The 25345-nt window shown below is 66.0% G+C and carries 19 protein-coding genes; 13 read left to right on the top strand and 6 right to left on the bottom strand.

Annotation, left to right across the window (positions count from 1 at the left end; all coding sequences use genetic code 11):
* Positions 1-20: 20 nt before the first annotated feature.
* The gene (locus NU688_RS31765) at positions 21-1124 is read right to left on the bottom strand and encodes an ABC transporter ATP-binding protein (RefSeq protein WP_257864872.1); all 1104 of its coding nucleotides are present in this window, start codon (positions 1122-1124) and stop codon (positions 21-23) included.
* A gap of 27 nt (positions 1125-1151) precedes the next feature.
* Complete coding sequence (gene gabT, locus NU688_RS31760; protein ID WP_257864870.1) at positions 1152-2444, bottom strand: 4-aminobutyrate--2-oxoglutarate transaminase; 1293 nt, start codon at positions 2442-2444, stop codon at positions 1152-1154.
* A gap of 164 nt (positions 2445-2608) precedes the next feature.
* On the opposite strand from gabT, the gene NU688_RS31755 reads away from it, so the two are divergent.
* The 9 genes from NU688_RS31755 to NU688_RS31715 all read left to right on the top strand — a co-directional run bounded on the left by NU688_RS31755 (position 2609) and on the right by NU688_RS31715 (position 15788).
* A complete protein-coding gene (locus tag NU688_RS31755; protein WP_257864869.1) occupies positions 2609-4021 on the top strand; it encodes a PLP-dependent aminotransferase family protein in 1413 nt (470 codons plus the stop codon).
* A gap of 134 nt (positions 4022-4155) precedes the next feature.
* On the top strand, positions 4156-5205 hold the full coding sequence (locus tag NU688_RS31750; RefSeq protein WP_257864868.1) for an ornithine cyclodeaminase: 1050 nt from the start codon (positions 4156-4158) through the stop codon (positions 5203-5205).
* Positions 5206-5241: 36 nt separating this feature from the next.
* Complete coding sequence (locus tag NU688_RS31745; RefSeq protein WP_257864867.1) at positions 5242-6288, top strand: histone deacetylase family protein; 1047 nt, start codon at positions 5242-5244, stop codon at positions 6286-6288.
* Positions 6289-6383: 95 nt separating this feature from the next.
* A complete protein-coding gene (locus tag NU688_RS31740; protein WP_257864866.1) occupies positions 6384-7352 on the top strand; it encodes a tripartite tricarboxylate transporter substrate binding protein in 969 nt (322 codons plus the stop codon).
* Positions 7353-7446: 94 nt separating this feature from the next.
* A complete protein-coding gene (locus NU688_RS31735) occupies positions 7447-9006 on the top strand; it encodes a class I SAM-dependent DNA methyltransferase (protein ID WP_257864864.1) in 1560 nt (519 codons plus the stop codon).
* A gap of 1 nt (position 9007) precedes the next feature.
* Entirely contained in the window at positions 9008-10351 is a 1344-nt protein-coding gene (locus NU688_RS31730) for a restriction endonuclease subunit S (protein ID WP_257864862.1), read from the top strand.
* 42 nt (positions 10352-10393) lie between these two features.
* Positions 10394-11320 (top strand): GIY-YIG nuclease family protein, encoded by a 927-nt coding sequence (locus NU688_RS31725; protein ID WP_257864861.1) that lies wholly within the window; start codon positions 10394-10396, stop codon positions 11318-11320.
* Positions 11321-11434: 114 nt separating this feature from the next.
* The gene (locus NU688_RS31720) at positions 11435-12583 is read left to right on the top strand and encodes a Fic family protein (RefSeq protein WP_257864860.1); all 1149 of its coding nucleotides are present in this window, start codon (positions 11435-11437) and stop codon (positions 12581-12583) included.
* Positions 12584-12587: 4 nt separating this feature from the next.
* Positions 12588-15788 (top strand): type I restriction endonuclease subunit R, encoded by a 3201-nt coding sequence (locus tag NU688_RS31715; protein WP_257864859.1) that lies wholly within the window; start codon positions 12588-12590, stop codon positions 15786-15788.
* Between the two features lie 21 nt (positions 15789-15809).
* Here the strand turns inward: NU688_RS31715 and NU688_RS31710 are convergent, their stop codons facing one another.
* Entirely contained in the window at positions 15810-16385 is a 576-nt protein-coding gene (locus NU688_RS31710) for a TetR/AcrR family transcriptional regulator (protein ID WP_257864858.1), read from the bottom strand.
* An 88-nt stretch (positions 16386-16473) separates the two neighbouring features.
* Between NU688_RS31710 and NU688_RS31705 the strand changes: the two genes are divergently transcribed.
* On the top strand, positions 16474-17811 hold the full coding sequence (locus NU688_RS31705) for an MFS transporter (protein WP_257864856.1): 1338 nt from the start codon (positions 16474-16476) through the stop codon (positions 17809-17811).
* Here the strand turns inward: NU688_RS31705 and NU688_RS31700 are convergent.
* On the bottom strand, positions 17730-18569 hold the full coding sequence (locus tag NU688_RS31700; RefSeq protein ID WP_257864855.1) for an HAD-IIB family hydrolase: 840 nt from the start codon (positions 18567-18569) through the stop codon (positions 17730-17732). The genes NU688_RS31705 and NU688_RS31700 overlap by 82 nt on opposite strands.
* A 93-nt stretch (positions 18570-18662) precedes the next feature.
* On the opposite strand from NU688_RS31700, the gene NU688_RS31695 reads away from it, so the two are divergent.
* The 3 genes from NU688_RS31695 to NU688_RS31685 are packed head-to-tail and all read left to right on the top strand — an operon-like array spanning position 18663 to position 21314.
* A complete protein-coding gene (locus tag NU688_RS31695) occupies positions 18663-19658 on the top strand; it encodes an ATP-binding cassette domain-containing protein (protein WP_257864853.1) in 996 nt (331 codons plus the stop codon).
* Positions 19659-19660: 2 nt separating this feature from the next.
* On the top strand, positions 19661-20503 hold the full coding sequence (locus tag NU688_RS31690; protein ID WP_257864978.1) for an ABC transporter permease: 843 nt from the start codon (positions 19661-19663) through the stop codon (positions 20501-20503).
* Between the two features lie 7 nt (positions 20504-20510).
* On the top strand, positions 20511-21314 hold the full coding sequence (locus NU688_RS31685) for an ABC transporter permease (protein WP_257864851.1): 804 nt from the start codon (positions 20511-20513) through the stop codon (positions 21312-21314).
* A 24-nt stretch (positions 21315-21338) separates the two neighbouring features.
* On the opposite strand, the gene NU688_RS31680 is transcribed toward NU688_RS31685, so the two are convergent.
* Both NU688_RS31680 and NU688_RS31675 read right to left on the bottom strand, forming a co-directional pair.
* Positions 21339-23396, bottom strand: coding sequence for a hypothetical protein (locus NU688_RS31680; protein WP_257864850.1), 2058 nt, complete (start codon positions 23394-23396; stop codon positions 21339-21341).
* Between the two features lie 282 nt (positions 23397-23678).
* Entirely contained in the window at positions 23679-25313 is a 1635-nt protein-coding gene (locus NU688_RS31675; protein ID WP_257864849.1) for a peptide chain release factor 3, read from the bottom strand.
* Positions 25314-25345 lie beyond the last annotated feature (32 nt).

Here is a 25345-nt window from a genome sequence, read left to right as displayed (position 1 = left end):
AGGGAACAACGGGGCCGGGTTCAGGGGGCGTAGATGCGCACATGCGCCATCGGAAATTCGAGCACCACCGCTTCGCCGGGCTGTGGCGCGGCGGCGCCGTCCAGGCCGTCCAGCGGCAGCTTCACGGTGGCTTCGGCCTGGCCGTCGCCAACGCCGCACAGCAGCCGCAGGTGGTCGCCGAAGTAGATGACGCGCGACACCTGGGCGGCGAGCATGTTGGCGCCGGGCGCGTCCTGTGCGGCCGGGCTGCGGTGCAGCACCACCCGCTCGGGGCGGATGCAGGCCTCGACGGCCGCACCCGCTGCCGCGCCGCCGACGTTGAGCCCGTGCAGCACGCGGCCGTCGGGCAGCGTCATCCCGGCCTGCTCGCCGCCGCGGGCCAGCTGGCCCTTGAGCACGGTGTTGTCGCCGACGAAGCCGGCCACGAAGCGGTTGGACGGCTTTTCGTACAGGCCGTCGACCGTGTCCAGCTGCTGGATCACGCCTTCGTTGAACACCGCGACGCGGTCGCTCATGGTGAGCGCCTCGCCCTGGTCGTGCGTCACGTACACGAAGGTCACGCCCAGCTGGCGGTGCAGGTCCTTGAGCTCGATCTGCATGTGCTCGCGCAACTGCTTGTCGAGCGCGCCGAGCGGCTCGTCCATCAGCACGAGCTGCGGCTCGAACACCAGCGCACGCGCCAGCGCCACGCGCTGCTGCTGGCCGCCCGAGAGCTGGCCGGGCAGGCGGTCGGTCATGCCGCGCAGCTGGACCATGTCGAGCGCGCGCTGCACGCGGCGCTGCTGCTCGTCCTTCGGCACCTTGCGCACCGTCAGCGGATAGGCCACGTTCTGGCCCACGCTCAGGTGCGGAAACAGTGCGTAGTTCTGGAACACCATGCCGAAGTTGCGCTTGTGCGGCGGCACGCCGGTGATCTGCTTGCCGTCCAGCAATATGTCGCCCGAGGTCGGCGACTCGAAGCCCGCCAGCATCATCAGCGTGGTGGTCTTGCCCGAGCCCGAAGGCCCGAGCAGGCTCAGGAACTCACCACGGTGAATGTCCAGATCGAGCTGGCGCACCACCAGGTGCTCGCCGTCGTAGGTTTTCTGGACGCGCTGGAAGCGCACCAAGGGTTCAGCTGTCATGGAGGATTTCAGAAAGAGATCGGTCGATCAGCGCAGTGCGGCGAAGCTGTCCGCGAGAAGCGCCAGGCCTTCGTCCACAAGCAAGTCGGATGCCGTCAGCGGCACCAGCACGCGAATGACATTGCCGTAGGTTCCGCATGACAGCAGGATCAACCCGCGCCGCGCCGCCTCCGCGACCACCTGGCGGGTCAGCGCGGCATCGGGCCGCGCGGTGTCGCCTTCTTCGAACAGCTCGATGGCCACCATGGCGCCGAGCCCCCGCACATCGCCGATGGCCGGCACGTCGGCCGCGATGCGGCAGAGGCCTGCCGTGAGCCGCTCGCCCATGGCGCGGCTGCGGGCCAGCAACTGCTCTTCGTCGAACACCTTGAGCACCGCCAGCGCCGCGGCGCAACCGATGGGGCTGCCGGCATAGGTGCCGCCCAGGCCGCCGGGCGCGGGAGCGTCCATCACCTCGGCGCGGCCCACCACGCCGGAGATCGGGAAGCCGCCCGCCATCGACTTGGCGGTGGTGATCAGGTCGGGCGCCACGGGCCATTGCTCGCTGGCGAACCAGGTGCCGGTGCGGCCCGCGCCGGTCTGCACCTCGTCGGCAATGATCAGGATGCCGTGGCGGTCCGCCAGCGCGCGCAGGCCCTCGACGAAGTCGTTGGGTGCCACGTAGAAGCCGCCCTCGCCCTGCACCGGCTCCAGGATGAAGGCGGCCACGCGTTCGGGTTCGATGTCGTTCTTGAACAGCAGCTCGACCGAATGCAGCGCATCGTCCACGCTCACGCCGTGCAGCGCATTCGGGTAGAGCGCATGGAACACCTCGCCCGGAAAGGGGCCGAAGCCGATCTTGTAGGGGGCCACCTTGCCGGTCAGGCCCAGCGTCATCATCGTGCGGCCGTGGTAGCCGCCGTTGAAGGCAATGACGCCGGGGCGCCGGGTGTGGGCGCGGGCGATCTTCACCGCGTTCTCGACCGCCTCGGCGCCGGTGCTCAGGAAGATCGACTTCTTCGCGAAGTTGCCTGGCGCCAGCGCGTTCAGGCGCTCGGCCAGCTCCACGTAGGACTCGTAGGCCACCACCTGGAAGCAGGTGTGCGAGTAGAGATCGACCTGCGCCTTCACGGCCGCACTGATTTCCGGGTGGCAATGGCCGGTGTTGAGCACCGCGATGCCGCCGGCGAAATCGATGTAGCGGCGGCCCTCCACGTCCCACAGTTCGGCGTTGGCGGCCCGGCTGACGAAGATTTCGTGGGCCTGCCCGACGCCGCGTGCGACGGCCGCGCTGCGGCGCGCCATGAGGGCGGCATTGCTGAGGTGGGGTTCGCGTTTCATGGGTACGACCTGTGCATGGAAGAAGGAATGCCGGCACTCTAGGTCGCGCGAATCGATCCAGCCATGTACACCGGAAGTGATCGCCGGCGGGACTGTACTGGTCTTGTATCCTGTACACACTTTCCTCAATATGGTGCAGGCCGGACGGCCGCAGACGCCCCCCGATGCTCATTCTTCGCCCCGAACAGCCGACGCCGCTGGTGAGCCAGATCGTGGAAGGGCTGCGCGGTCTGATCGGCGCCCAGAAGCTCAAGGCCGACAGCAAGTTGCCGTCGATCCGCGCCTTTGCCGCAGCGCACGGCGTCAGTGTTTTCACGGTGGTCGAGGCCTACGACCGGCTGGTGGCCCAGGGCCTGCTGGTCTCGCGCGCCAACGCGGGTTTCTTCGTCAAGCGGCGCAGCGAAGACAGCAGCGCAGGCGCGGCCAGCGCACCGCGGCCGGACCCCCGCTTCGATGCCCGCTGGTACCTGCAGCAGATCTTCGAGAACCGCAACCTCCCGCTCAAGCCCGGCTGCGGCTGGCTGCCGCACGACTGGCTGTTCGAGGACGGCATGCGCCGGAGCCTGCGCCACCTGGCCTCCGAAGGCGCCGACATCGGCGGCTACGGCCTGCCCTTCGGCCACATGGCGCTGCGCATGGCGACGGCCGAGGCGCTGTCGGAGCAGCAGATCGTGGTCGAAGCCGGCCAGGTCCTGCTGACCCAGGGATCGAGCCAGGCGCTGGACCTGGTCGCGCGCCGCCTGCTCAAGCCGGGCGATTCGGTGCTGGTGGACGACCCGGGCTATCCGAACCTGATGTTCATGCTGCGCTTCCTGGGCGTGGAGATCATCGGCGTGCCGCGCATTCCTTCGGGCTACGACATGCCGGCGCTCGAGGCGCTGCTCGCATCGCACCGGCCCAAGGCCTTCTTCACCCAGCCCCGGCTGCAGAGCCCTACCTGCTCGATGGCCTCGCTGCCGCAACTGGTGCAGTTGCTCCAGCTGGCGCAACTGCACGATTTCACGCTGGTCGAGAACGACATCTATGCCGAGATGGATGCGTCGATGCGGCCCTCGCTCGCAAGCCTGGGACAACTGCGCCGCGTGGTCTACGTCAGCAGCTACTCCAAGACCATCTCGCCGAACATCCGCGTCGGTTTTGTGGTTGCGCAGCCCGAGCTGCTCGAAGACCTGGCGCAGCTCAAGATGGTCTCGGGCCTCACCTCGTCCGACATCACCGAGCGCCTGGCCTTCAGCACCGTGACCGACGGTCGCTGGCGCAAGCATCTGAAGGCCCTGCGCGACCGCCTTGCGCAGGCGCAAGGCGGCGTCGCAAGGCGGCTGAACGGGCTGGGCTTCGAGCTCTTCCACGAAGCCGCGGCCGGCATGTACCTGTGGGCCCGGCACCCGGACATTGCCGACAGTGCCGAGCTCTCGAAGCGCGCCGCAACGGAGGGCATCATGCTCGGCCCGGGCCAGCTGTTCCTGGTCAATCCGCGCCCCACCGGCTGGCTGCGCTTCAACGTGGCCTTCAGCGAAGACGAGCGGCTCTGGCGTTTTCTGGAGCGCAGCATCGAGGAAGAGCGCAGGTACGACTGAAGGGGGCTCGCAAGAAGTTGCGAGCAGGCGCAGAATGATCGAACCCTTGGCGCAGGCGCATCCTGAATCAGCCATGGTGGAGTCAACATGCGAGGGGATGAAGCGCCGTGCCGGGCTACGCAAGGAGCCATGTCATGACCCGCTTCATCGATGTTCACAGCCTGGTTCGCCTGGTGGATGAAACAGGAGTGCCGCAATTCCTCGAGGCGCTGGCCGACGCGCTGCGCGACGATTTTTTGCGTTGGCGCGAGTTCGACAAGAAGGCGCGCGTCGCGAGCCATTCGCACCTCGGCGTGATCGAGTTGATGCCGGTGGCCGACGACGGCGCCTACGCCTTCAAGTACGTCAACGGGCATCCGCACAACACCTCGGTCGGGCTGCCGACGGTCATGGCCTTCGGTGTGCTGGCCGAGGTCGACACCGGCTATCCGGTGCTGCTGTCCGAACTCACCCTCACCACCGCGCTGCGCACCGCCGCTACCTCGGCGATGGCGGCGCAGGCCCTGGCGCGGCCCGACTCGCGCAGCCTCGCATTGATCGGCAACGGCTCGCAGAGCGAGTTCCAGGCGCTGGCCTTCCACGCGCTGCTGGGCATCGAGGAAGTGCGCGTGTTCGACACCGACCCGCACGCCACCGACAAGCTGGTGCGGCACCTCTCGGCCTGCACGCCGCTGGAAATCGTGCGCGCCCGCTCCGTGGCCGAGGCGGTGCGCGGCGCGGACATCGTCACCACCGTCACCGCCTACCAGGGCCGCGCGACCGTGCTCACGCCCGAGATGATCGAGCCCGGCATGCACATCAACGCGGTCGGCGGCGATTCGCCCGGCAAGACCGAGCTGCACCCCGACGTGCTGCGCCGCGCGCGCGTGTTCGTCGAGTACGAGGCACAGACCCGCGTCGAAGGCGAGATCCAGCAACTGGCGGCCGACTTCCCGGTGTACGAACTGTGGAAGGTGCTGCTCGGCGAAGTGCCCGGGCGCGAGACCGCCGAGCAGGTCACGGTGTTCGACTCGGTCGGCTTCGCGCTGGAGGACTACACCGCGCTGCGCTACATCCACCAGCTCGCCATCGAGCGCGGCATCGGCCAGAAGATCGCGCTGGTGCCCGAGCTCGACGACCCGAAGGACCTGTTCGGGCTCACCGCGTCCGGCAGGCGCCGGGCGGTGCTGCGGCGTGCGGCATGATCGGCGGCATCTGCAACGCCGACCCTGTTTTTCTTCATGCTCACCATCTACAACGACCAGCACGCACTGCATCAAGGCAAAGTCGAAATGTTCCGTGGCGAGCTGGTGCCTTGCTTCGAGGTGCCGGCCCGCGTCGACCATGTGAAGCATGAGCTGGAGCGCCGGGGCCTTGGCCCGCTGCAGGCGCCCGATGCGCTCGACGATGCGCTGCTCGCGAAGGTGCACGCGCCGCGCTACCTGGACTTCATCGCCGGTGCGTGGGACGAATGGGTGGCGCTCGACCCAACCAATGCGTCGCGTGACGCCCTCCCGTCGTACTGGCCCACGCGCGGCATGCGCACCGATGTGCTGCCACAGAGCTTTCCGGCGCGCATGGGTCTGTTCTCGTTCGATGCGGGCACGCCGCTCACGGCCGGCAGCTGGGCCGCGGCGCGACAGGGTGCGGCGTGCGCCTGGACCGCGACGCAGCGCGTGCTCGGCGGCGAGCGCGCGGCCTTCGCGCTGACGCGGCCTCCGGGCCACCATGCGGGCGTCGATTTCTTCGGCGGCTACTGCTTCGTCAACAACGCCGCCGTGGCCGCGCAGGCGCTGCGCGATGCGGGCGTCGAGCGCGTGGCGGTGCTCGATGTGGACTACCACCACGGCAACGGCACGCAGGCCATCTTCTACGAGCGCAGCGACGTGCACTTTGCCAGCCTGCACGGCGATCCGTTCACCGACTACCCGTACTACCTCGGCCATGCCGACGAGCGCGGCGCCGGCAAAGGCGAAGGCTTCAACCACAACCTGCCGCTGCCGCGCGGCACCGACTTCACGGCGTGGCGCGCAGCGCTCAAGACGGCGCTCGACGGCATCGCGAAGGTGAAGGCCGGCGCTCTCGTGGTCTCGCTCGGCGTCGACACTTTCGAAGGCGACCCGATCTCCGGCTTCAAGCTCAAGAGCGACGACTACCTGCGCATGGGAGAAGACCTCGCGCGCGCAGGGTTACCCACGGTGTTCGTGTTCGAAGGCGGTTACGCGGTGGCCGAAGTGGGCGTCAACACGGTGAACGTGCTCGAAGGTTTCGGCCAGGCGGCCGGCTGAGGAACGTCGGCGACAGCAGTCGGGTGAGCCCCGATTGCCGCATCGGGCGGGGCAGGGCCCAATGCGCGGTCTTCAAGTTTTCAGGAGCCTCCGCCATGTCCCGCCGTTCCCTTCTCTGTGCCGCCACGCTTGCCGCGTGCGGCCTCGCTTCCCCGCTGGCGGCGCTTGCCCAGGCTTTCCCCGCCAAGCCGATCAAGCTGGTCATCGCCTTCCCCGCGGGCGGCCCGACCGACATCACGATGCGCCAGCTCGCCGACAACGCGAGCAAGATCATTGGCCAGCCCGTCATCGTCGACAACAAGCCCGGCGCCGGCGGCACGCTGCCCGCGCAGGCCCTGCAGACCGCGCAGCCCGACGGCTACACGGTCGCGCAGATTCCGCTCGGCGTGTTCCGCCTTGGCTACACCACCAAGATCAACTGGGACCCGCTCAAGGACATCACCTACGTCCTGAACGTCACCGGCTACGCCTTCGGCATCGTGGTGCCGGCCAACAGCCCGTTCAAGACCTGGGCCGACTTCGTCGCCTACGCCAAGGCCAACCCCGGCAAGCTCACCTACGGCTCCACCGGCAACCTGACGAGCCCGCACCTGACCACCGAAATCATTGCGCAGAAGGCCGGCATCGAGCTGCAGCACGTGCCCTACAAGGGCAGCGCCGACCTGATGCTCGCGGTGGTCAGCGGCCAGCTGATGGCCGCGGCCGACAGCACCGGCTTCGCGCCGCAGGTCGAGGCCGGCAAGCTGCGCGTGCTCAACACCTGGGGCGAGAAGCGCCTGGCCAAGTTCCCCGATGCGCCGACGCTCAAGGAACTGGGCTACGACGTGGTGCAGAACTCGCCCTTCGGCATCGGCGCGCCCAAGGGCACGTCGCCCGAGGTGGTGAAGAAGCTGCACGACGCGTTCAAGCAGGCGATGGAAGAGCCGAGCTATGTGGCCGCGCTCGGCCGCTACGACATGCTGCCGGACTACATGAGCTCGGCGCAGTACACCAAGTTCGCGCAGGACACGGTGGTGAAGGAGAAGGTGGTGATTGAGAAGCTGGGGTTGGCGAAGGAGAAGTGAGGCGGGGCGGGGAGGCGGCCGGTCCTCTTGCGCTACGCTTCGGCCTTCCCGGAAGGGCGCGCGGCGCCCCCGGCGAGCCTGACAGTCCAGCCAGATGATCGAATCCTTCAAGAAAACCCTTTGGGCCACAGCCGACAAGCTGCGCGCCAACATGGACGCCGCCGAGTACAAGCACCTTGTGCTCGGCCTCATCTTCGTCAAATACATCTCCGACACGTTCGCGGCCCGCAATGCCGAGTTGGTCAAGCGCTTTGCCGATCCGGCCGATGAGTACCACCTGCCCGACGCCACGCCCGACGACGTGGCCACCGAGTTGGAAGACCGCGACTACTACCGCGCCGCCAATGTCTTCTGGGTGCCCGAAGCGGCCCGCTGGGAGAGCATTCGTGCCGCCGCCAAGCAGGCGAACATCGGCAAGCGCATCGACGACGCGCTCACGCTCATCGAGGCGGAAAACCCCACCCTCAAGAACATTCTCGACAAGCGCTATGCCCGGGCCCAACTGCCGGACGGCAAGCTGGGCGAACTGATCGACCTGGTGTCGACCATCGGCTTCGGGCAAGACGCCGCCGTGGCCCGCGATGTGCTGGGGCAGGTGTACGAGTATTTCCTCGGCATGTTTGCCAATGCCGAAGGCAAGCGGGGTGGGCAGTTCTATACGCCGCGCAGCATCGTCAAGACGCTGGTGGCTGTGCTCGCACCGCATCACGGCAAGGTGTACGACCCGTGCTGCGGGTCGGGTGGCATGTTCGTGCAGAGCGAGGAATTCATCGAGGCGCATGGCGGCAAGCGCGGCGACGTTTCGATCTACGGGCAGGAGGCCAATCCGACCACATGGCGTTTGGCGGCGATGAACCTCGCCATTCGCGGGCTCGATTTCGATCTGGGCAAGGAGCCTGCCGACAGCTTTGTGCGCGATCAGCACAAGGACTTGCGTGCCGATTTCGTGCTGGCCAATCCGCCGTTCAACATCAGCGACTGGTGGCACGGCAGCCTGGAAGGGGATGCGCGCTGGGTGTATGGCGATCCGCCACAAGGCAATGCCAACTACGCCTGGCTGCAGCACATGCTGCATCACCTGAAGCCGGACACCGGCCGTGCCGGCATCGTGTTGGCCAATGGGAGCATGAGCAGCAGCCAGAACAACGAAGGGCAGATTCGTGCTGCGATGGTCGAGGCGGATGTGGTTGAAGTGATGGTGGCGTTGCCTGGGCAGCTTTTCTTCAATACGCAGATTCCGGCGTGTCTGTGGTTCTTGACGAAGAGGAAGGCTGCGGCGCGCAAGGGGGAAGTGCTGTTCATTGATGCGCGCAAGCTCGCCACCATGATCAGCCGCGTGCAGTGCGAATTGGCCGATGAGGTGATCGACCGCATTGCGAGTACCGTTGCTGCGTGGCGCGGTGACCCTCCGCTGCCTGCCTACGAAGACGTCGCTGGCTTCTGCCGCAGCGTGAGGCTGGAGGAAATTGCGCAGCACGATCATGTGCTCACACCGGGCCGCTTCGTCGGTGCCGAGAAAGTCGAAGATGACGATGAGGCGTTTGCGCTGAAGATGCAGACGCTCACGGAGAAGCTGGGCGAGCAAATGGCGAGGGGGGCGGAGTTGGATTTGTTGATCCGGAAGAAGCTGGGGGGTCTGGGATATGAGTTCTGAGGTGCGCACCTTCACGGTGGAAGAACTCATAAAGGCCGGTGTTGTCGCCCCCCCGATGGACGGAAACCACGGTGAGATACACCCCAAGGCGGCTGACTTTGTGAAAGTCGGCGTCCCGTTCATCATGGCGTCTGACATGAAAAATGGTCGCGTGGACTCACGCGCTTGCGCGTTCATTTCAGAGGCGCAGGCATCTTCATTGCGCAAAGGGTTTGCCAAAGAAGGTGATGTCTTGTTGTCGCACAAGGCCACACTAGGACGAACGGCCATCGTTGAGTCGACTGTGCACAAATATCTGGTGCTGACGCCGCAAGTGACCTACTACCGAGTTCTGGATCCGACAAAACTCGATAACAGGTACCTTAAATACTACTTTGACTCTGCGCCGTTCCAACAGACTTTTGCAGCGTGGGCGGGGGCTGGCTCGACACGGGCCTATATAGGCATTACGGCGCAGCGAAAGTTGCCTATCGTTTTGCCATCGATCAGTGTCCAGAACGCCGTTGCAACTGCCATTGGGGCACTTGACGACCGCATCAACCTCCTGCGCGAGACCATCACCACGCTCGAAGCCATCGCCCAGGCGCTGTTCAAGTCGTGGTTTGTCGATTTCGATCCCGTGCGCGCCAAGATGGAAGGCCGTATCCCCCAAGGCATGGATGAGGCAACGGCTGCGTTGTTTCCGGATGGATTGGAAGAGCGACAGGCTAGAGAAGTACCGCATGGCTGGTATGTTGAAAAGTTTGAAGTGATGTGTAGCTACCTCAATCGAGGACTGTCGCCAAAATATGTCGACGAGGGTGGCGTACTGGTGCTGAATCAGAAATGCGTCCGTGACTTTGCGGTTGACTTCACCAAAGGTCGGCGCCACGACCCTGCACAGAGGAAGATCGATGGACGAGAACTGATCGTCGGGGACGTGCTTGTGAATTCGACCGGTGTCGGTACCCTTGGACGAGTTGCGCAATTGCTGCACGTCCCTGAACGCTGCATTGCAGATTCACATGTCACGGTTATTCGAGCTGGGCCACTACTGACTTGGTCATATCTCGGACAGCTGTTGAAGCAAATGCAGCCAGAAATTGAAGCGATGGGAGAAGGTTCGACAGGCCAGACTGAACTCAGTAGAAGCAAGCTGGGAGACCTGCCGATCCTCGTACCTTCCCCTGAAGTGCTGGCTCGCTTTGATGCAGCCGTCCTGCCATTGAAGCAGAGGGTATCGATACAAACCCAGCAGGCTCAAACCCTTGTGGCTCTCCGGGACACTTTGCTTCCACGCCTGATATCTGGACAGCTACGTCTGCCAGAAGTTCGGCGCGCTTCGACTGAAGTCGTCGCTGTCTGAACTCGAAGACGCAACCCTTGTCTGCTCTCGCATTTGCACCCCATGAGCCAACGCCCTCGCACCATCCAGATATTTCTGCCCGCTGGCGACCCGCGAGGCATCCGCGTCGCAGCCCTGACGACGAGCATCGTGCAGATGATCGAAGTGCCACGACCACTTCTTTCCGAATTCCTCCTCATGCCCGAATCGCGGCAGGTCGGCGTTTACTACCTGATCGGCGACGACGAAGAGAAAGATCAACTGTCCGTGTACGCAGGGCAGACCGGCACGGTGGGCAAGCGACTCAATGAACACGACCTGGACCCGAAGCGCAAATTCTGGAACCGCGCGCTCGTTGCGGTATCTCTGACGCACAGCTTCACACCGACGCATGCGATGTACCTTGAGTGGCGCAGCATTCAGCAAGCCAACGCAGCTCAACGATATTCGGTGGAGAACGGAAATGCCGGGTCCAAACCGCACACGCCAGCTTCCCTGGATGCGGACTGCCAGGAGTTCTTCGACACCATTCGTACGCTGGTCTCGACCTTGGGCCAGCCGATCTTCGAGCCGCTTGCTGTTCGTCGGGAGGCACCGCAAGGCGCTGGCGTGCCAGCTGTGATGCAAACGAATCCAAGGCCACAGGTTCTGTTTCGTTGCAAGGGGCCGGGTGCCGACGCGACAGGCCAATACACCGAAGAGGGCATGGTGGTGTTGGCGGGTGCTCGCGGCCGGGTGGACATCGTGCCGAGCTTGGTCCCCTTGTCTCCAGGCAGGCATCGGCAGCGTTTGATCGATGCCGGTGATCTTGTGTTGGACAACGGCGCCTACGTGTTTCAGCGCGACGTGTTGTTCGGTTCGCCCAGCGGCGCTTCGGACGTCGTGCTCGGCCGCAGCTCCAACGGTTGGCGCGTATGGAAAGATCCCGCCGGCAAGACACTCGATGAGCTGAAGCGCCAGAAAGCCGTGGAGTCGGCCGTGCTTGGGTAGGGCCGTCTGTCCTGGCACTCGGCATCTTCAGCCTGTCGGGCGTTTTAATAGCTGACCGATTCATTAAAGACTGCTTTAATACCCCGGCCAGCCATTCAAGAACGCTTTCATCCAATGCGCAGTTCGGGCTCCTACGTCACCTCCAGCACTTCAGGCGAAGCCGTTCAGGCCTTCGTTCCGTATCCGCTGCCGCCCCGTGATCCGGTGCTGGCGCCAGAGTCGTTCGCCGAACTCAACCGCGTCGCCGAGCTGGCACTGGCCCGGCTGTCGGGCGTGTCGGGCCTGGTGCCTTCGGTGGACTGGCTGCTGTACAGCGCCATTCGCAAGGAGGCGCTCCTCACGTCCCAGATCGAGGGCACGCAAGCCACGCTCACGGACCTGTTCGACGAAGAGGCCGGCTTCGCCGTTCGAAACACGGACGACGTGGAAGAGGTCACCAACTACCTGCGCGCCTTCCGGCTGGTGCAAGACAACCTGCGCGACCCCGCCGGTCTGCCCATCAGCATTCGCCTGCTGTGCGATGCCCATGCACTGCTCCTCGATGGTGCGCGCGGAGCCGGCAAGCAGCCGGGCGCCCTGCGCCGCTCGCAGAACTGGATCGGCGGCACGCGACCGGGCAATGCGGTGTTCGTGCCACCGCCGGCAGACCACGTGGCCGGGCTGCTGGCCGACATGGAGCGCTTCATTCACAGCGAGCCATCGCCCGCGCTGCCGCCGCTGGTGAAGATTGCGCTGGTGCATGCGCAGTTCGAAACCATCCACCCATTCCTGGACGGCAATGGCCGCATCGGTCGTCTGTTGATCGCCGCGTTGATCGAGCATTGGGCCCTGTTGTCCGAGCCGCTGATGTATCTCAGCGGCTACCTGAAACAGCATCAGGCGGAGTACTACCGCCGCTTGTCGAGCGTGCGCACGGACGGAGACTGGGAGGGCTGGGTGAGCTTCTTTCTGGAAGGCGTGGCCTCGGCGGCCACCGATGCCGAGCGCGGGATCATTGCCATCGCAACCTTGGTGGCCGCGGACCGCCGCCGTTTGCTCGAAGCCCCCAAGGTCGGGCCGGCGAGCTATCGCCTGTTCGAACTCTTGCCCCTGATGCCGCGCTTCACCATCGAGCGGGTGCGCCAGAAGCTCGATACGACCTTCCCGACGGCCACTGCGGCCGTAAAGACGCTCGAAGACCTTGGCATCGTGACGGAGCTGACCGGCCAGAAGACGAACCGCAGCTTCAGCTACCAGCCGTACATCGCGCTTCTGACGGGTTGAAAACATGACTGAAGATCAGCTGGAACAGGAAACGCTCGGCTGGCTGGTCGAGGTGGGCTACACGCATTGCTACGGCCCTGATATGGCGCCCGACAGCGCCGCTCCGGAGCGAACCAACTATCGGCAGGTGGTGCTTGCGGCCCGGTTGCGCGAAGCGATCGACCGGCTCAACCCCGGCGTACCAGCAGCCGCGCGGGACGATGCGCTCAAGCAGGTGCTGGAGCTGGGCACGCCGGTGTTGCTGTCCGCCAACCGCCAGTTTCACAAGCTGCTGGTGGCGGGCGTGCCGGTGCAGTACCAGAAAGACGGCGAAACGCGTGGCGACTTCGTGCAGCTGATCGACTGGGCGCGCATCGAGCGCAATGAATGGCTGGCGGTCAACCAGTTCTCGATTCGCGGGCCGCATCACACGCGGCGGCCCGACATCGTGCTGTTCATCAACGGGCTGCCGCTGGTGCTGCTTGAAATCAAGAACCCGGCCGACCAGAACGCCGATGTATGGAAGGCCTACGACCAGGTTCAGACATACAAGGAGCAGATTCCGGACGTCTTCCAGTACAACGAGTTGCTGGTCATCTCCGACGGCACCGAGGCGCTGCTCGGCTCGCTCTCCAGCAATGGCGAGCGCTTCATGGCGTGGCGCACCATTGACGGCATCACGCTTGATCCGCTGGGCGAATTCAACGAACTGCAGACCCTGGTGCGCGGCGTGCTGGCGCCGGTTTATCTACTGGACTACCTGCGCTACTTCGTGCTGTTCGAGGACGACGGAGATCTGATCAAGAAGATCGCGGGCTACCACCAGTTTCACGCGGTGCGCGCGGCCATCGGCCAAGTGGTGGCAGCTTCGCGGCCCGGTGCTGCAAAGGGCATTCAGGGCAAGGGCGGCGTGGTGTGGCACACGCAGGGCAGCGGCAAGAGCATCACCATGACCTGCTTCGCCGCGCGCGTGATGCAGGAGCCGGCGATGGAGAACCCAACCATCGTTGTCATCACCGACCGGAACGACCTGGACGGGCAGCTCTTCGGTGTGTTCAGCCTGGCGCAGGATCTCTTGCGCGAGCAGCCAGTGCAAGCCACGACGCGGCAGCAGTTGCGCGCGTTGCTGGCGAATCGTCCTTCGGGCGGCATCGTGTTCGCGACCATTCAGAAGTTCATGCCGGGCGAGGACGAAGACAGCTTTCCGGTGCTCTCGGACCGCCACAACATCGTGGTGATTGCCGATGAGGCGCATCGCACGCAGTACGGGTTCGAGGCCAAGCTCAAGGTGCGAAAGGCGACGGCCGCGCCGCCTGAAATCAAGGCCATTGCAACAGGCGACGGTGTGCCGACGCCACATCACGTGGCCTTCACGCCGCCCGCCTATGGCGCCGGCACGGTGGAGCGCTATCAGGTCGGCTATGCGCAGCACCTGCGCGATGCATTGCCCAATGCCACGTTCGTCGCTTTCACCGGCACACCGGTGAGCGGTGAAGACCGCGATACGCGCGCCGTGTTCGGCGACTACATCCATGTCTACGACATGCAACAGGCCCGCGAAGACGGCGCGACCGTGGCGATCTACTACGAGTCGCGGCTCGCCAAACTGCGGTTGAAGGAGTCTGAGCTGGCACTGCTCGACGACGAGGTCGACGAGCTGGCGGAAGACGAAGAGGAAAGCGACCAATCCCGCCTCAAGAGCAAATGGACCGCGCTCGAGAAAGTGGTGGGTGCCGAGCCCCGCGTGGCGAGCGTTGCAGCGGATCTGGTGGCCCACTTCGAAGAGCGGAACAAGGCACAGAACGGCAAGGCGATGGTGGTGGCCATGAGCCGCGACATCTGCGTGCACCTGTACGACGAAATCGTGAAGCTGCGTCCCGATTGGCACGACGCCGACCCCGAGAAGGGCGCCATCAAGATCGTGATGACCGGATCAGCCAGCGACAAAGCGCTGCTGCGGCCGCACATCTACAGCCCGCAAGTGAAGAAGCGGCTCGAGAAGCGCTTCAAGGACCCGGCCGATCCGCTGCGCCTGGTGATCGTGCGCGACATGTGGCTGACCGGCTTCGATGCGCCTTGCGTGCACACGCTTTATGTCGACAAGCCCATGAAGGGCCACAACCTGATGCAGGCCATTGCGCGCGTGAATCGTGTGTTCAGCAACAAGCAGGGTGGGCTGGTGGTCGACTACATCGGCATCGGCAATGAGCTGAAGGCCGCGATGAAGGAATACACCGCAAGCAACGGCCGGGGCCGGCCCACGGTGGATGCGCACGAGGCCTACAGCCTGCTGGCCGAAAAGATCGACGTGCTGCGCGGCATGCTGCACGGCTTTGACTACAGCGGTTTCCTGACCGGTGGGCACAAAGTGCTCGCCGGCGCGGCGAATCATGTGCTCGGCATCAAGGATGGCAAGAAGCGCTTTGCCGATACCGCCCTCGCGATGAGCAAGGCGTTCACGCTGTGCTGCACGCTCGACGAGGCCAAGGCGGTGCGCGAAGAGGTGGCTTTCCTGCAAGGCGTGAAGGTGATCCTGACGAAGAAGGAGCTCACGGCGAAGAAGCGCACCGACGAGCAGCGCGAGCTGGCCATCCGCCAGATCATCGGTTCGGCGGTAGTGTCCGAAAGCGTGGTCGACATCTTCGATGCGGTCGGCCTCGAAAAGCCGAACATCGGACTGCTGGACGAGGCCTTTCTGGCGCAGGTTCGCAGCCTGCCGGAGCGCAACCTGGCGGTCGAATTGCTGGAGCGCTTGCTGGAGGGCGAGATCAAGAGCCGGTTCGCCGGCAACGTGGTGCTGGATCGCAAGTTTTCAGAGCTGCTGGGCAACGTCATCAAGCGCTACCAGAATCGCTCCATCGAAACCGCACAGGTGATGGAAGAACTGGTCGATATGGCCAGGAAGTTTCGCGAGGCGGCGCAGCAGGGGGAGAAGCTGGGGTTGACCGAAGACGAGGTTCGCTTCTACTCCGCGCTGATCGACAACGAATCCGCCGTGCGCGACTTGACTGACGAAACGCTGAAGAAAATCGCTCACGAGCTGACGGAGAGTCTTCGGCAGAACCTCACCGTCGACTGGGAAAAGCGAGAGAGCATTCGCGCGAAGCTGCGGTTGCTGGTCAAACGGATCCTGCGGAAATACAAGTACCCGCCGGACCAGCAGGATGCGGCGGTTGAACTTGTGCTGCGGCAGGCCGAGGCGCTCGCCACGGAAATGGTGGGCTGAGCGCGGGGGCTCGATTGCTGTTCAGCGGTCCGCCGCCGCAATCGCAAACAGCTCCCCCACCAGCCGCTCCGCCAACTCCGGCTTCACCGGCTCCGCCCCGAACACCAGCCGGAACACGATCGGCGCAATCAGGTGATCGATCACCTGCTGCGCCTCGGGCGCATGCTCGCCGCGGGCCTGCGCCTGCTCGACCAGCGTCAGCGCTTCCCTGCGGCGATTGCGCAGGCAGTCGGTGTCCGCGTCACCGGTGGCCAGCGCGGCCGCGGCTTTCAACAGGGACTTGCTGCAGGGCTGCGCCAAGTGCGTGATGAGTTCCTGCGCCCACGCCCTCAGGTCCTCGCGCAGCGATCCCGTGTCGGGCAGCGGCCGGTTCGGGTCTAGCCGGCGCGTGGCCGTTTCGGCCAGAAGACCTGACAAATCCCCCCATCGGCGGTAGATGCTGGAGGCGCTGACTCCGGCACGTTCGGCCACGGCGGGCACGGTGACGCGTTCGCTCCCTTGTTCGGCCACCAGTTGCTCGAGGGCGGTGCGCACCAGCGCCTGCACCTGGGCGCTGCGGCCACCGGGACGCTTGTTGGGAAGGGCAACATCGTTCATGCGAGGACTTTAACGCAAAGCTATTTGCTTTAGTGAATCTACAAGTCTAGAATCTCAAAAGCTAAAAAAGTTGCGTTAAGGACCTCCAATGCCTTCCTCCTGCCCTGAACTCGCCGTTGCCACCGCTGACGTCGCTGCCCATTCCAAGCCCTGGCGCCTGCCGGCGGCGGTCGGTTTTCCGCTGTTGGCCGCGGTGCTCTTCGCCTTTTTCTTCGCGGCCGCCGCACCCACCCCGTTGTTCGTCGTGTTCCAGCACGCCTGGGGCTTCTCGGCATCGATGCTCACGGTGGCGTTCGCGATCTACGCGATCGCGTTGCTGATCTCGCTGCTGGTGGCGGGTTCGCTGTCGGACCACATCGGCCGCCGCCCGGTGGTGCTGGCGGCGCTGGTGCTGCAGGCGGTGGCGATGGGGCTTTTCGTGCTGGCGGAGGACATCGCCGGACTGATCGTCGCGCGCATCGTGCAGGGCGTGGCCACGGGCATCGCAAGCGGCGCGCTGAGCGCGGCGGTGGTCGAGGCGGCACCGGCATCGCGCAAGCGCCTGGGCGCGATGATCACCAGCGTGTCGCCGCTCGCGGGGCTCGCCGTGGGCGCGTTGCTGACCGGCATGGCGGTCAAGTTCACCGCCCAGCCGGTGATGCTGGTGTTCGGCGTGCTGGCCGTGGTGTTCGCGGTCGGCGCGGCCGTGGTGCTGTGGATGCCCGAGACCGTCACGCCGCGCGCCGGTGCGCTGGCTTCGCTGGTGCCGCGCGTGTCGATTCCCGCGCGGGCCCGGGCCGACTTCGTGCGCGGCCTGCCGGTGTTCATCGCGGTGTGGGCACTGGGCGGCCTGTACCTGTCGCTCGCGCCATCGCTGATGCTGCATGTGTTCCATATCGACAACGGCGTGGTCAACGGTCTCACGGTCGCGGTGCTCTCGGGCTTCGGCGCGCTCGCGCCCACCTTGCTCGGTCGCTTCCCCGCGCCGCGCACCGTGGTGTTCGGCGCGGCCAGCATCGCGGTCGGCCTGGTGTTGCTGCTGGCGTCGCTGGCGACGAAGTCGCTCGCGCTGTTCTTCGTGGGCACCGCGATCGCGGGCCTGGGCTTCGGCGGTGCGTTCTCCGCGTTGGTGCAGACGCTGGCACCGCTCGCCGATTCGCACGAGCGTGGCGAGCTCTTCGCGGCCATCTTCGTCGTCTGCTACCTCGCGTTCAGCCTGCCGGCGATGCTGGCGGGCTTCCTGGTGAAGCCGCTCGGCCTGCTGAACACGGTGGAAGGCTACGCGGCCGTGCTGCTGCTGATCGCCGCCTTCGGCATCTGGCGGCAATGGGCGGCGCTGCGCAGCAACGCGCGCAGGCCTGTCGGTCAGCGAGTAGCGCCGCGCGCCGAGAGCATCGCGCGCGCCGCCTCGGCGAAACCCACGCCGCGCTCGCCCGCCGTCACGTAGCGCGGCAGATGCTCCAGCTGCGGCACGAAGCGCGCGACGTTCGCCACGCCGATGCTGCTCGCGAAGGTGCGGAACATCAGCTGGTCGTTGGTGGAATCGCCCACGTAGGCCCAGCGGTCGAACTCATCGTCGAGCGTGCGGCCCCACAGTTCGCGCACGATCCAGCGCGCGCCCTCGAGCTTGTCGTTGTCGCCGTACCAGCCATTGATGTGGATGCTGCTCACGGTGGCGTGCATGCCTTCGCTGCGCATCAGCGCGACGACATGCGCGATGGTCTCCTCGCTCAACTGCACGAACTCGCTGTGGTCGATGGCGATGTCGGTCTCGCGGCCCGCTGAATCGGTGGCACGTTGCGCACCCGGAATCTCGCGCTCGATGTGCGCCAGCACCGCCTGCATGCGCGCGAAGTTGGTTGCGCGCGTGGGCGCGTCCTGCTGGTAGCGCTTCTCGATCTGCCCATCGGGCGCGGGCAAGAGCGCCACCGCGCCGTTCTCCGCCACGATCGCATCGACCGGCCAGGTGTTGACGAAGGGCAGGCTCCAGCCCACCGGCCGACCCGTGATCGCCACGATGGCGAAGCCGGCCGCTTTCAGGTCGCCGAGCGCCTGCAGTGCATCGGCAGTGATCGCGCCGTCGGTGGTGAGGGTGTCGTCGATGTCCGTGAACACGCCGGTGAGCGCGCTGCGGGCCGATACCGCCCAGCGGTCGAGCGGCAGCAGGTGGGTAGGCGAGGCGGGCAGGGCGGACGAAGGCGGCATGGGGATGAGTCTCTGGAGAGCCCGGGATCGTACCGGCGCTTTCGTGTAGCATCCCGCCCCCGCCGCGTCTTCCCCGCCGGCGCGGCGCCTTCCATGCCCCACATCCTCGTCGACCACCTCCTCAAGACCTACCGGATTTCCGAGCGCGACCCGGGCGTGATGGGCGCGCTGCGCGGCGTGGTGCAGCGCCGGCATCGCACGGTCGAGGCGCTGTCCGGCGTGTCCTTCGAATTGCAGCGCGGCGAACTGCTCGGCTTCATCGGGCCGAACGGCGCGGGCAAGTCGACCACCATCAAGATCCTCGCGGGCATCCTGCGGCCCGACGGCGGGCGCGTGGAGATCGACGGCCGCGACCCCTTCGCCGACCGCGAGCGCCACGTGGGGCGCATCGGCGTGGTCTTCGGCCAGCGCACGCAGCTGTGGTGGGACCTGCCCGTGGGCGATGGCTTCGACCTGCTGCGCGACATCTACCGCGTCGACCCGCAGCGCTATCGGCGCACGCGCGACGAACTGGTCGCGCTGCTGCACCTGGAGCGCGTGCTCGACCAGCCGGTGCGCCAACTCTCGCTGGGCCAGCGCATGCGCGCCGAAATCGCGGCGGCGCTGCTGCACGAGCCCGACATCCTCTTCCTCGACGAACCGACCATCGGCCTGGATGCGCCCTCCAAGCTCGCGGTGCGCGACTTCGTGCGTCGCGCCAACCGCGAGCGCGGCACGACGGTGTTGCTCACCACGCACGACATGCACGACATCGAGGCCCTGGCCCAGCGCGTGATCGTCATCGGCCACGGCCGCGTGCTGGCCGACAGCCCGGTCGAGGCGTTGCGCGCGCAGGTAATGGCCGAGCGCCGGTTGATCGTCGACTTCGCGCAGGACGCCGCGCTGCCCGTGCAGGTGCCCGGCGCCACGGTGCGCGCACGCGACGGCCAGACACTGGTGCTCGACTTCGATCCCTCGGTGACCACCGCGCCGGCCTTGATCGCGCGCATCGCGGCCGAGCATGCGGTGGAAGACATTCGCCTCGAAGGCATGGCGATCGAGGCGGTGATCGCGCGCTTCTATGCGATGCATGGAGCGGCCGACGCGTGATGATGAAGCTGCGAGCCCTCGCGCGCCCGTATGTCGCGGCCTTCGCTTCGCGCTTCCTGCAGATGCTGCAGTACCGCACGGCCGCGCTCGCGGGTTTCGCGACGCAGTGCTGGTGGGGCGGCATCAAGGTGATGGTGTTCGCCGCTTTCTATGGCGGCACGGCCATCGCGGGCGCGAGTTCGCCGATGTCGCTCGCGGATGCCATCACCTACACATGGCTGGCGCAGGGACTGCTGGTGCTGATGCCCTGGCTCAGCGACCCGGAAGTGGCGCAGGCCGTGCGCACCGGCGCGGTCGCCTACGACCGGCTGCGCCCGGTGGACGCCTATGCGCTGTGGTTCGCGCGCAGCGCCGGATGGATCGCCGCGCGCGTGCTGCCGCGCGTGGCGCTGATGGCGGCGTTCGCCGCGGTCGCGCTGCCGTTGGTGGGGTTGGGCGAATGGGCCTGGCAATTGCCAGCGGGGTGGATCGAGGGACTTGCATTCCTCCTGTCCACGGTGCTGGCGCTGCTTCTGTCGGCATCGATGGTGATGCTGCTCAACGTGGCGGCCACCGCCGCGCTCAACGAGCGCGGCATCACCGCGGTGGCGACGCCGGTGGTCATCGTGTTCTCGGGCAACCTGATGCCGCTCGCACTGTTGCCGGACGCCTGGCAGACGGTGCTGCTGATCCAGCCGCTGGCCGGGCTGACGGACATCCCGGCGCGGCTGTACTTCGGGCAGCTGGGCGGCTGGCATGCGGTGGCCGCGCTGGGACTGCAGTGCTTCTGGATCGCCGTGCTGGTCGCGGCGGGACGCCTTGCGATGGGCCGCACGATGCGCAGCCTTCAGATCCAGGGCGGCTAGCCGAGATATGGGCTCGCTTTCTCTTTTCTTTCGCCTCGTGCGCGCGTCCATCGGCGGGCAGGCGCGCTATCCCGCCTCCGCGCTGATGCTGACCGTCGGCCAGTTCCTCGGGACCGGCATCGAGGTGGTCGCCGTTTGGGCGCTGTTCCATCGCTTCGGCGACGTGCAGGGCTGGCGCATCGGCGAGGTGGCGCTGTTCTACGGATTGGTCAACTGCATGTTCGCGCTGGCCGACGCATTGGGCCGCGGCTTCGACGTGCTCGGCACCGAGTTCCTGCGCACCGGCGCCTTCGACCGCTTGCTGCTGCGCCCGCGCCCCCTGGCGCTGCAGCTGATGGGCAACGACTTCCGCATCAGCCGCGCGGGCCGCCTGCTGCAGGGCCTGGCGGTCGTGGTGTTCGCCACGCAGCAGGCAGGCATCGAATGGACGGCGGCCACGGTGGCGATTGCGCTGTTCGCACTGGCCGGCGGCGTCGCGCTGTTCCTCGGCATCCTGGTGCTGCAGGGCACGCTGTCGTTCTGGACCGTCGAGAGCCTGGAGATCGCCAACGTGCTCACCTACGGCGGCGTGCAGGCGGCGCAGTATCCGCTGGCGCTGTATGCGCGGTGGTTCCGCCGGGTGCTGACCTTCGTGGTGCCGCTGGCCTGCGTGGCCTATTACCCGGCGTTGGCGATCCTGGGCAAGGCCGACCCGCTGGGCGCGCCGGGATGGGTCGGCATCGTGTCGCCGGTCACGGGCTTCGTGTTCCTGGCGGCTGCCTTCGGCGTGTGGCGGCTGGGGGTGCGCCGCTACGCGTCGACAGGCAGCTAGGTCTCTTTTTCGCAGCCTTCTTTTTCAATCCACCAGGTTGAGCTGGATGTAGCCCTGCGTGTTGACGTTGGTACGCGCGCCGACCAGCACGCTGAGGCTGGTCGAACGTACCTCGAAGTACTTGTTGACTCCAGAGCCATTCACGATGCGCATGCCGGATGGGCCGCCGAGGATGCTCACGGGGAGGCTCAGCGTTCCCACGGTCCCGTTCACGCTGGTGCTCGTGCGCTGGTTTACTTCGGTATTCAGTACAGAAGAACCCCATGCGCCATCTGTGGAGAGGCCATGCGCCGTGACTGAGGGCCACAAGGTCATCTCGGGCAGTCCGATGCGGAAGATCGTGCTGGCCTGGCTGACACCGAATGCACCGCGCAACTGGATGTTCTGGCCACCGATGCGGGCGACATGGAAGATCTGGCCCTGGTTCGGGTCTGGGTTGTCAACGCGGATCGCCTGCCAGCGAGCGTTGGCTGCATCCCAAGTGACCGTGTATGGAATCTGGAACTGCGCTGGACAGGCGTCGATGGCGAAGATCTGGTTGCTGTTGCACAAGACCATGCCGGTGCCGCCGCCCTGGAGCCTGAACGATGTGATGGAGGAATCCGCGCCGCTGGCATTGCGCGTCACGGCCAGTTGGCTGTAGGTGCCGTCCAGATCCGCGGCGCGGGTCACGAAGGTCCGGGCCGCAATGAACGGCTGCGCCGCGTAGGTCACCGGATTCGAGAGTGCCACCGCGAACGGGAACCCACCGACCACGGCATCGCCGGAGACCCGGAAGCGTGCCGTGTTGTACGGGGTGTTGGCGACCCGGCCGGTTGCGAAGATATAGGTGCCCGCTTCCGCGCTGTCGTCCGCAATCGCGCCGGCCACTGTCGCACCCGCGTTGTCGATCATTTCGTAGCGCTTCGTGTCGAGGTTGAGCTTCAACGTCTGCTGCGTGCCATTCGTGGTGAAGACCTTGTAGCGGCCATTGCGCGAGTCGCCAGGAGGACGGCTGTCGACCAGACCGACGGCGATGTAGCCCACGGTGCTCGCAATGGTGCGGAACCCGGCCACGATCGCCAGTCCGGCGCCCTGCACGACGTGGTACTTCTCGGTGCCGTTGGTCACCACCCGGATGCCTGCGGGCCCCGATGCCAGCGGGCTGACGGGCACGTTCAGGGTCTTGTAGTTGTCGTCCGCATACGAGGCAGCGCGCAGGTAGGTGGTGGTGTCCAGGGTCGTTCTTCCCCAGGTGCCCACCGTGGAGCCGCCGCGCGTCGTGATGGCCGGCCAGCTGGACGACTCCGGCACGGCCAGGCGGAAGACCTGGGTGTCGGGGTCGATCGTGCTGGCACCGGCCGAGAGGTAGACGTTCTGCCCGTTGATGCGGGTCACACGGAACCCGAGCTTGTCGTCGGGGTTGGTGACGTTGGTGCCGGTCCACTTCGAGTCGGCTTCGACGGCCAGCGAATAGGCGCGCTTCGACCCGGTGGGACAGGCGTCGATCGTGTAGATCGTGTTGTCGAAACACATCTCGAGCAGCGTGCCCGTGCCGGAGATGCGCAGCGGCACGACCTGCGAGTCCGTGGTGCCGCTGCGGTTGTGGCTGATGCCCAGGCGGTTGTAGACGCCGTCCACCGCCGCGCCGGCTGTCACGAAAGTCCGCGCCGCGATAAAGGGCTGCACCGCGTAGGTTGCGGGGTTCGAATAGGCGTTCGCAAACGGGAACTGGCCGACCGCGGCATCGGCCGTGATGCGAAAGCGCGCCAGGTTCACGGCGGCGGGGACACGCGTGGTGTCGAAGACGTAGGTGCCGGGTTCGGTGAAATCCTCGGCAAAAGTGCCCGATGCCGATTCCCCTGCCGGGTCGGTCATCACGTAGCGCTTCGCGTTCATGTCGATGGACAGGGCCAGCTGCGTCCCGTTGGCCGCATAGACCGCGTAGCTGCCATTTCGAGGATCCGGGGCATCGAGCCGGGCCTGAGCACCCGACAGATCGGGACCGGCGTTGTCGCCGATCTGCGCCGAGAACGAAGGAGCCGGCTCGTCGCTCAGCGCCTGGAGCGCCGGTGAGGAGGACTGCGCCTCGGACTCGGTCACCTTGCCGAGTCCGGCTCCCCCGGAAGAAATGCCTCCCGAACCGCCTGAGCCTCCACCGCCGCCACCGCAGCCCGAAAGAACCAGACACACCAGCGCTGCACTCGACAGCGACTTCGACCAACCGATAGCGAACATCAGTCTCCCCCCGCGTGTAAATCGACGATCTGCCGCAGCCTCACGGGACCGCGGTGTTTTGTGTCGCCAATCGTAACCGGAATGACCTACTGCGCGGATGGACTATGCGAATTCACAGTCCGGCTCACTGCCTCGCTCGACGCTCGCTCAACCCGCGCTCTGCAGCGCCAGCCCCGCATGCTCCCGCAGCGGATGGAAGTGGATCTTCGGAAAACGCTCCTGCGCGAGCCGCACGTCGTAGGGCGAGGTGCACAGGAAGGCCAGCGTGTCGGCCGCGTCCTTGGCCATGCGCACCGGGTAGGCGTTGACGAACTCGCGCAGCTCGGCCGGCGTGTCGGCCGTGATCCAGCGCGCGCCGGTGTACTGGCAGCCTTCGAGCCGCACGTCGGCGTCGTACTCGGCCTTCAGGCGGTGCTGCACCACTTCGAACTGCAGCTGGCCGACAGCGCCCAGCAGCATCGGCCCGCCGACTTCGGGGCGGAACACCTGGATCGCGCCTTCTTCGCCGAGCTGGGCCAGGCCCTGCTGCAGCTGCTTGGTGCGCAGTGGGTTCTTCAGGATCACCGTCATGAACAGTTCGGGCGCGAAGAAGGGCAGTCCGGTGAACTGCAGGCTCGCGCCATCGGTGATCGTGTCGCCCAGCTGCACGCCGCCGTGGGTGGTGAAGCCCACGATATCGCCCGCATAGGCCTCTTCGACGGCTTCGCGGCGCTGGCTCATGAAGGTCACGACGCTGGTGGGGCGCAGTTCTTTCGAGGTGCGCTGCACCTTGAGCTTCATGCCCGGTGTGTACTTGCCCGAGGCCATGCGCACGAAGGCGATGCGGTCGCGGTGGTTGGCGTCCATGTTGGCCTGTACCTTGAAGACCACGCCCGCGAAGTCCTTGTCCTCGGGCTGGATCTCCTTCACCACGGGCTGGCGGTTGACCATCGTGGTGCTGGTGCGCGACTGCGGTTGCGGCGCCAGGTCGACCAGCGCGTCGAGCACTTCCATCACGCCGAAGTTGTTCACGCCGGAGCCGAAGAACACGGGCGTCTGCTTGCCGGCCAGGAAGGCTTCGCGGTCCCAGGTGGGCGAGGCGCCGGTGGCCAGCTCCATGCTGTCCATGGCGGATTCGAAATCGGCGCCGAAGCGCTGGGTGAGCTTCTCGCGGTCCGACAGCGGGATGGTCTCGAAGTCGTGCGGCAGCCGTTCGCTGCCCGACTCGAACACCGTCATCGTCTGCGTGCGCAGGTTCATGATCCCTCGGAAGCTCTTGCCCTGGCCTACGGGCCAGGTCATCGGCACGCAGGGCATGCCGAGCTCGCGCTCCACTTCGTCCAGGATGTCCAGCGGCTCGCGCACTTCCCGGTCCATCTTGTTGACGAAGGTGATGATGGGCGTGTCGCGCTGGCGGCAGACTTCGATCAGCCGGCGCGTCTGCGCTTCCACGCCGTTGGCCGCGTCGATCACCATCAGCGCCGAGTCGACGGCGGTGAGCACGCGGTAGGTGTCTTCCGAGAAGTCCTTGTGGCCGGGCGTGTCGAGCAGGTTGATGACGTGGTCGCGGTACAGCATCTGCATGACCGACGAGGCCACCGAGATGCCGCGCTGCTTTTCGATTTCCATCCAGTCGGAGGTGGCGTGGCGCGAGGCCTTGCGCGCCTTCACCGAGCCGGCAATCTGGATCGCGCCGGAGAAAAGCAGCAGCTTTTCGGTCAGCGTGGTCTTGCCGGCGTCAGGGTGGGAAATGATCGCGAAGGTGCGGCGGCGGCGGGTTTCGGCAACGAAAGGTGATGACACGGGGGACTCCAAGAACCCGCGATTTTCGCAGA

It is taken from the genome of Variovorax sp. ZS18.2.2 (assembly GCF_024701975.1).
In the GTDB taxonomy this organism is placed as follows: domain Bacteria; phylum Pseudomonadota; class Gammaproteobacteria; order Burkholderiales; family Burkholderiaceae_C; genus Variovorax.
This window is presented reverse-complemented; position numbering and strand designations above follow the sequence as displayed.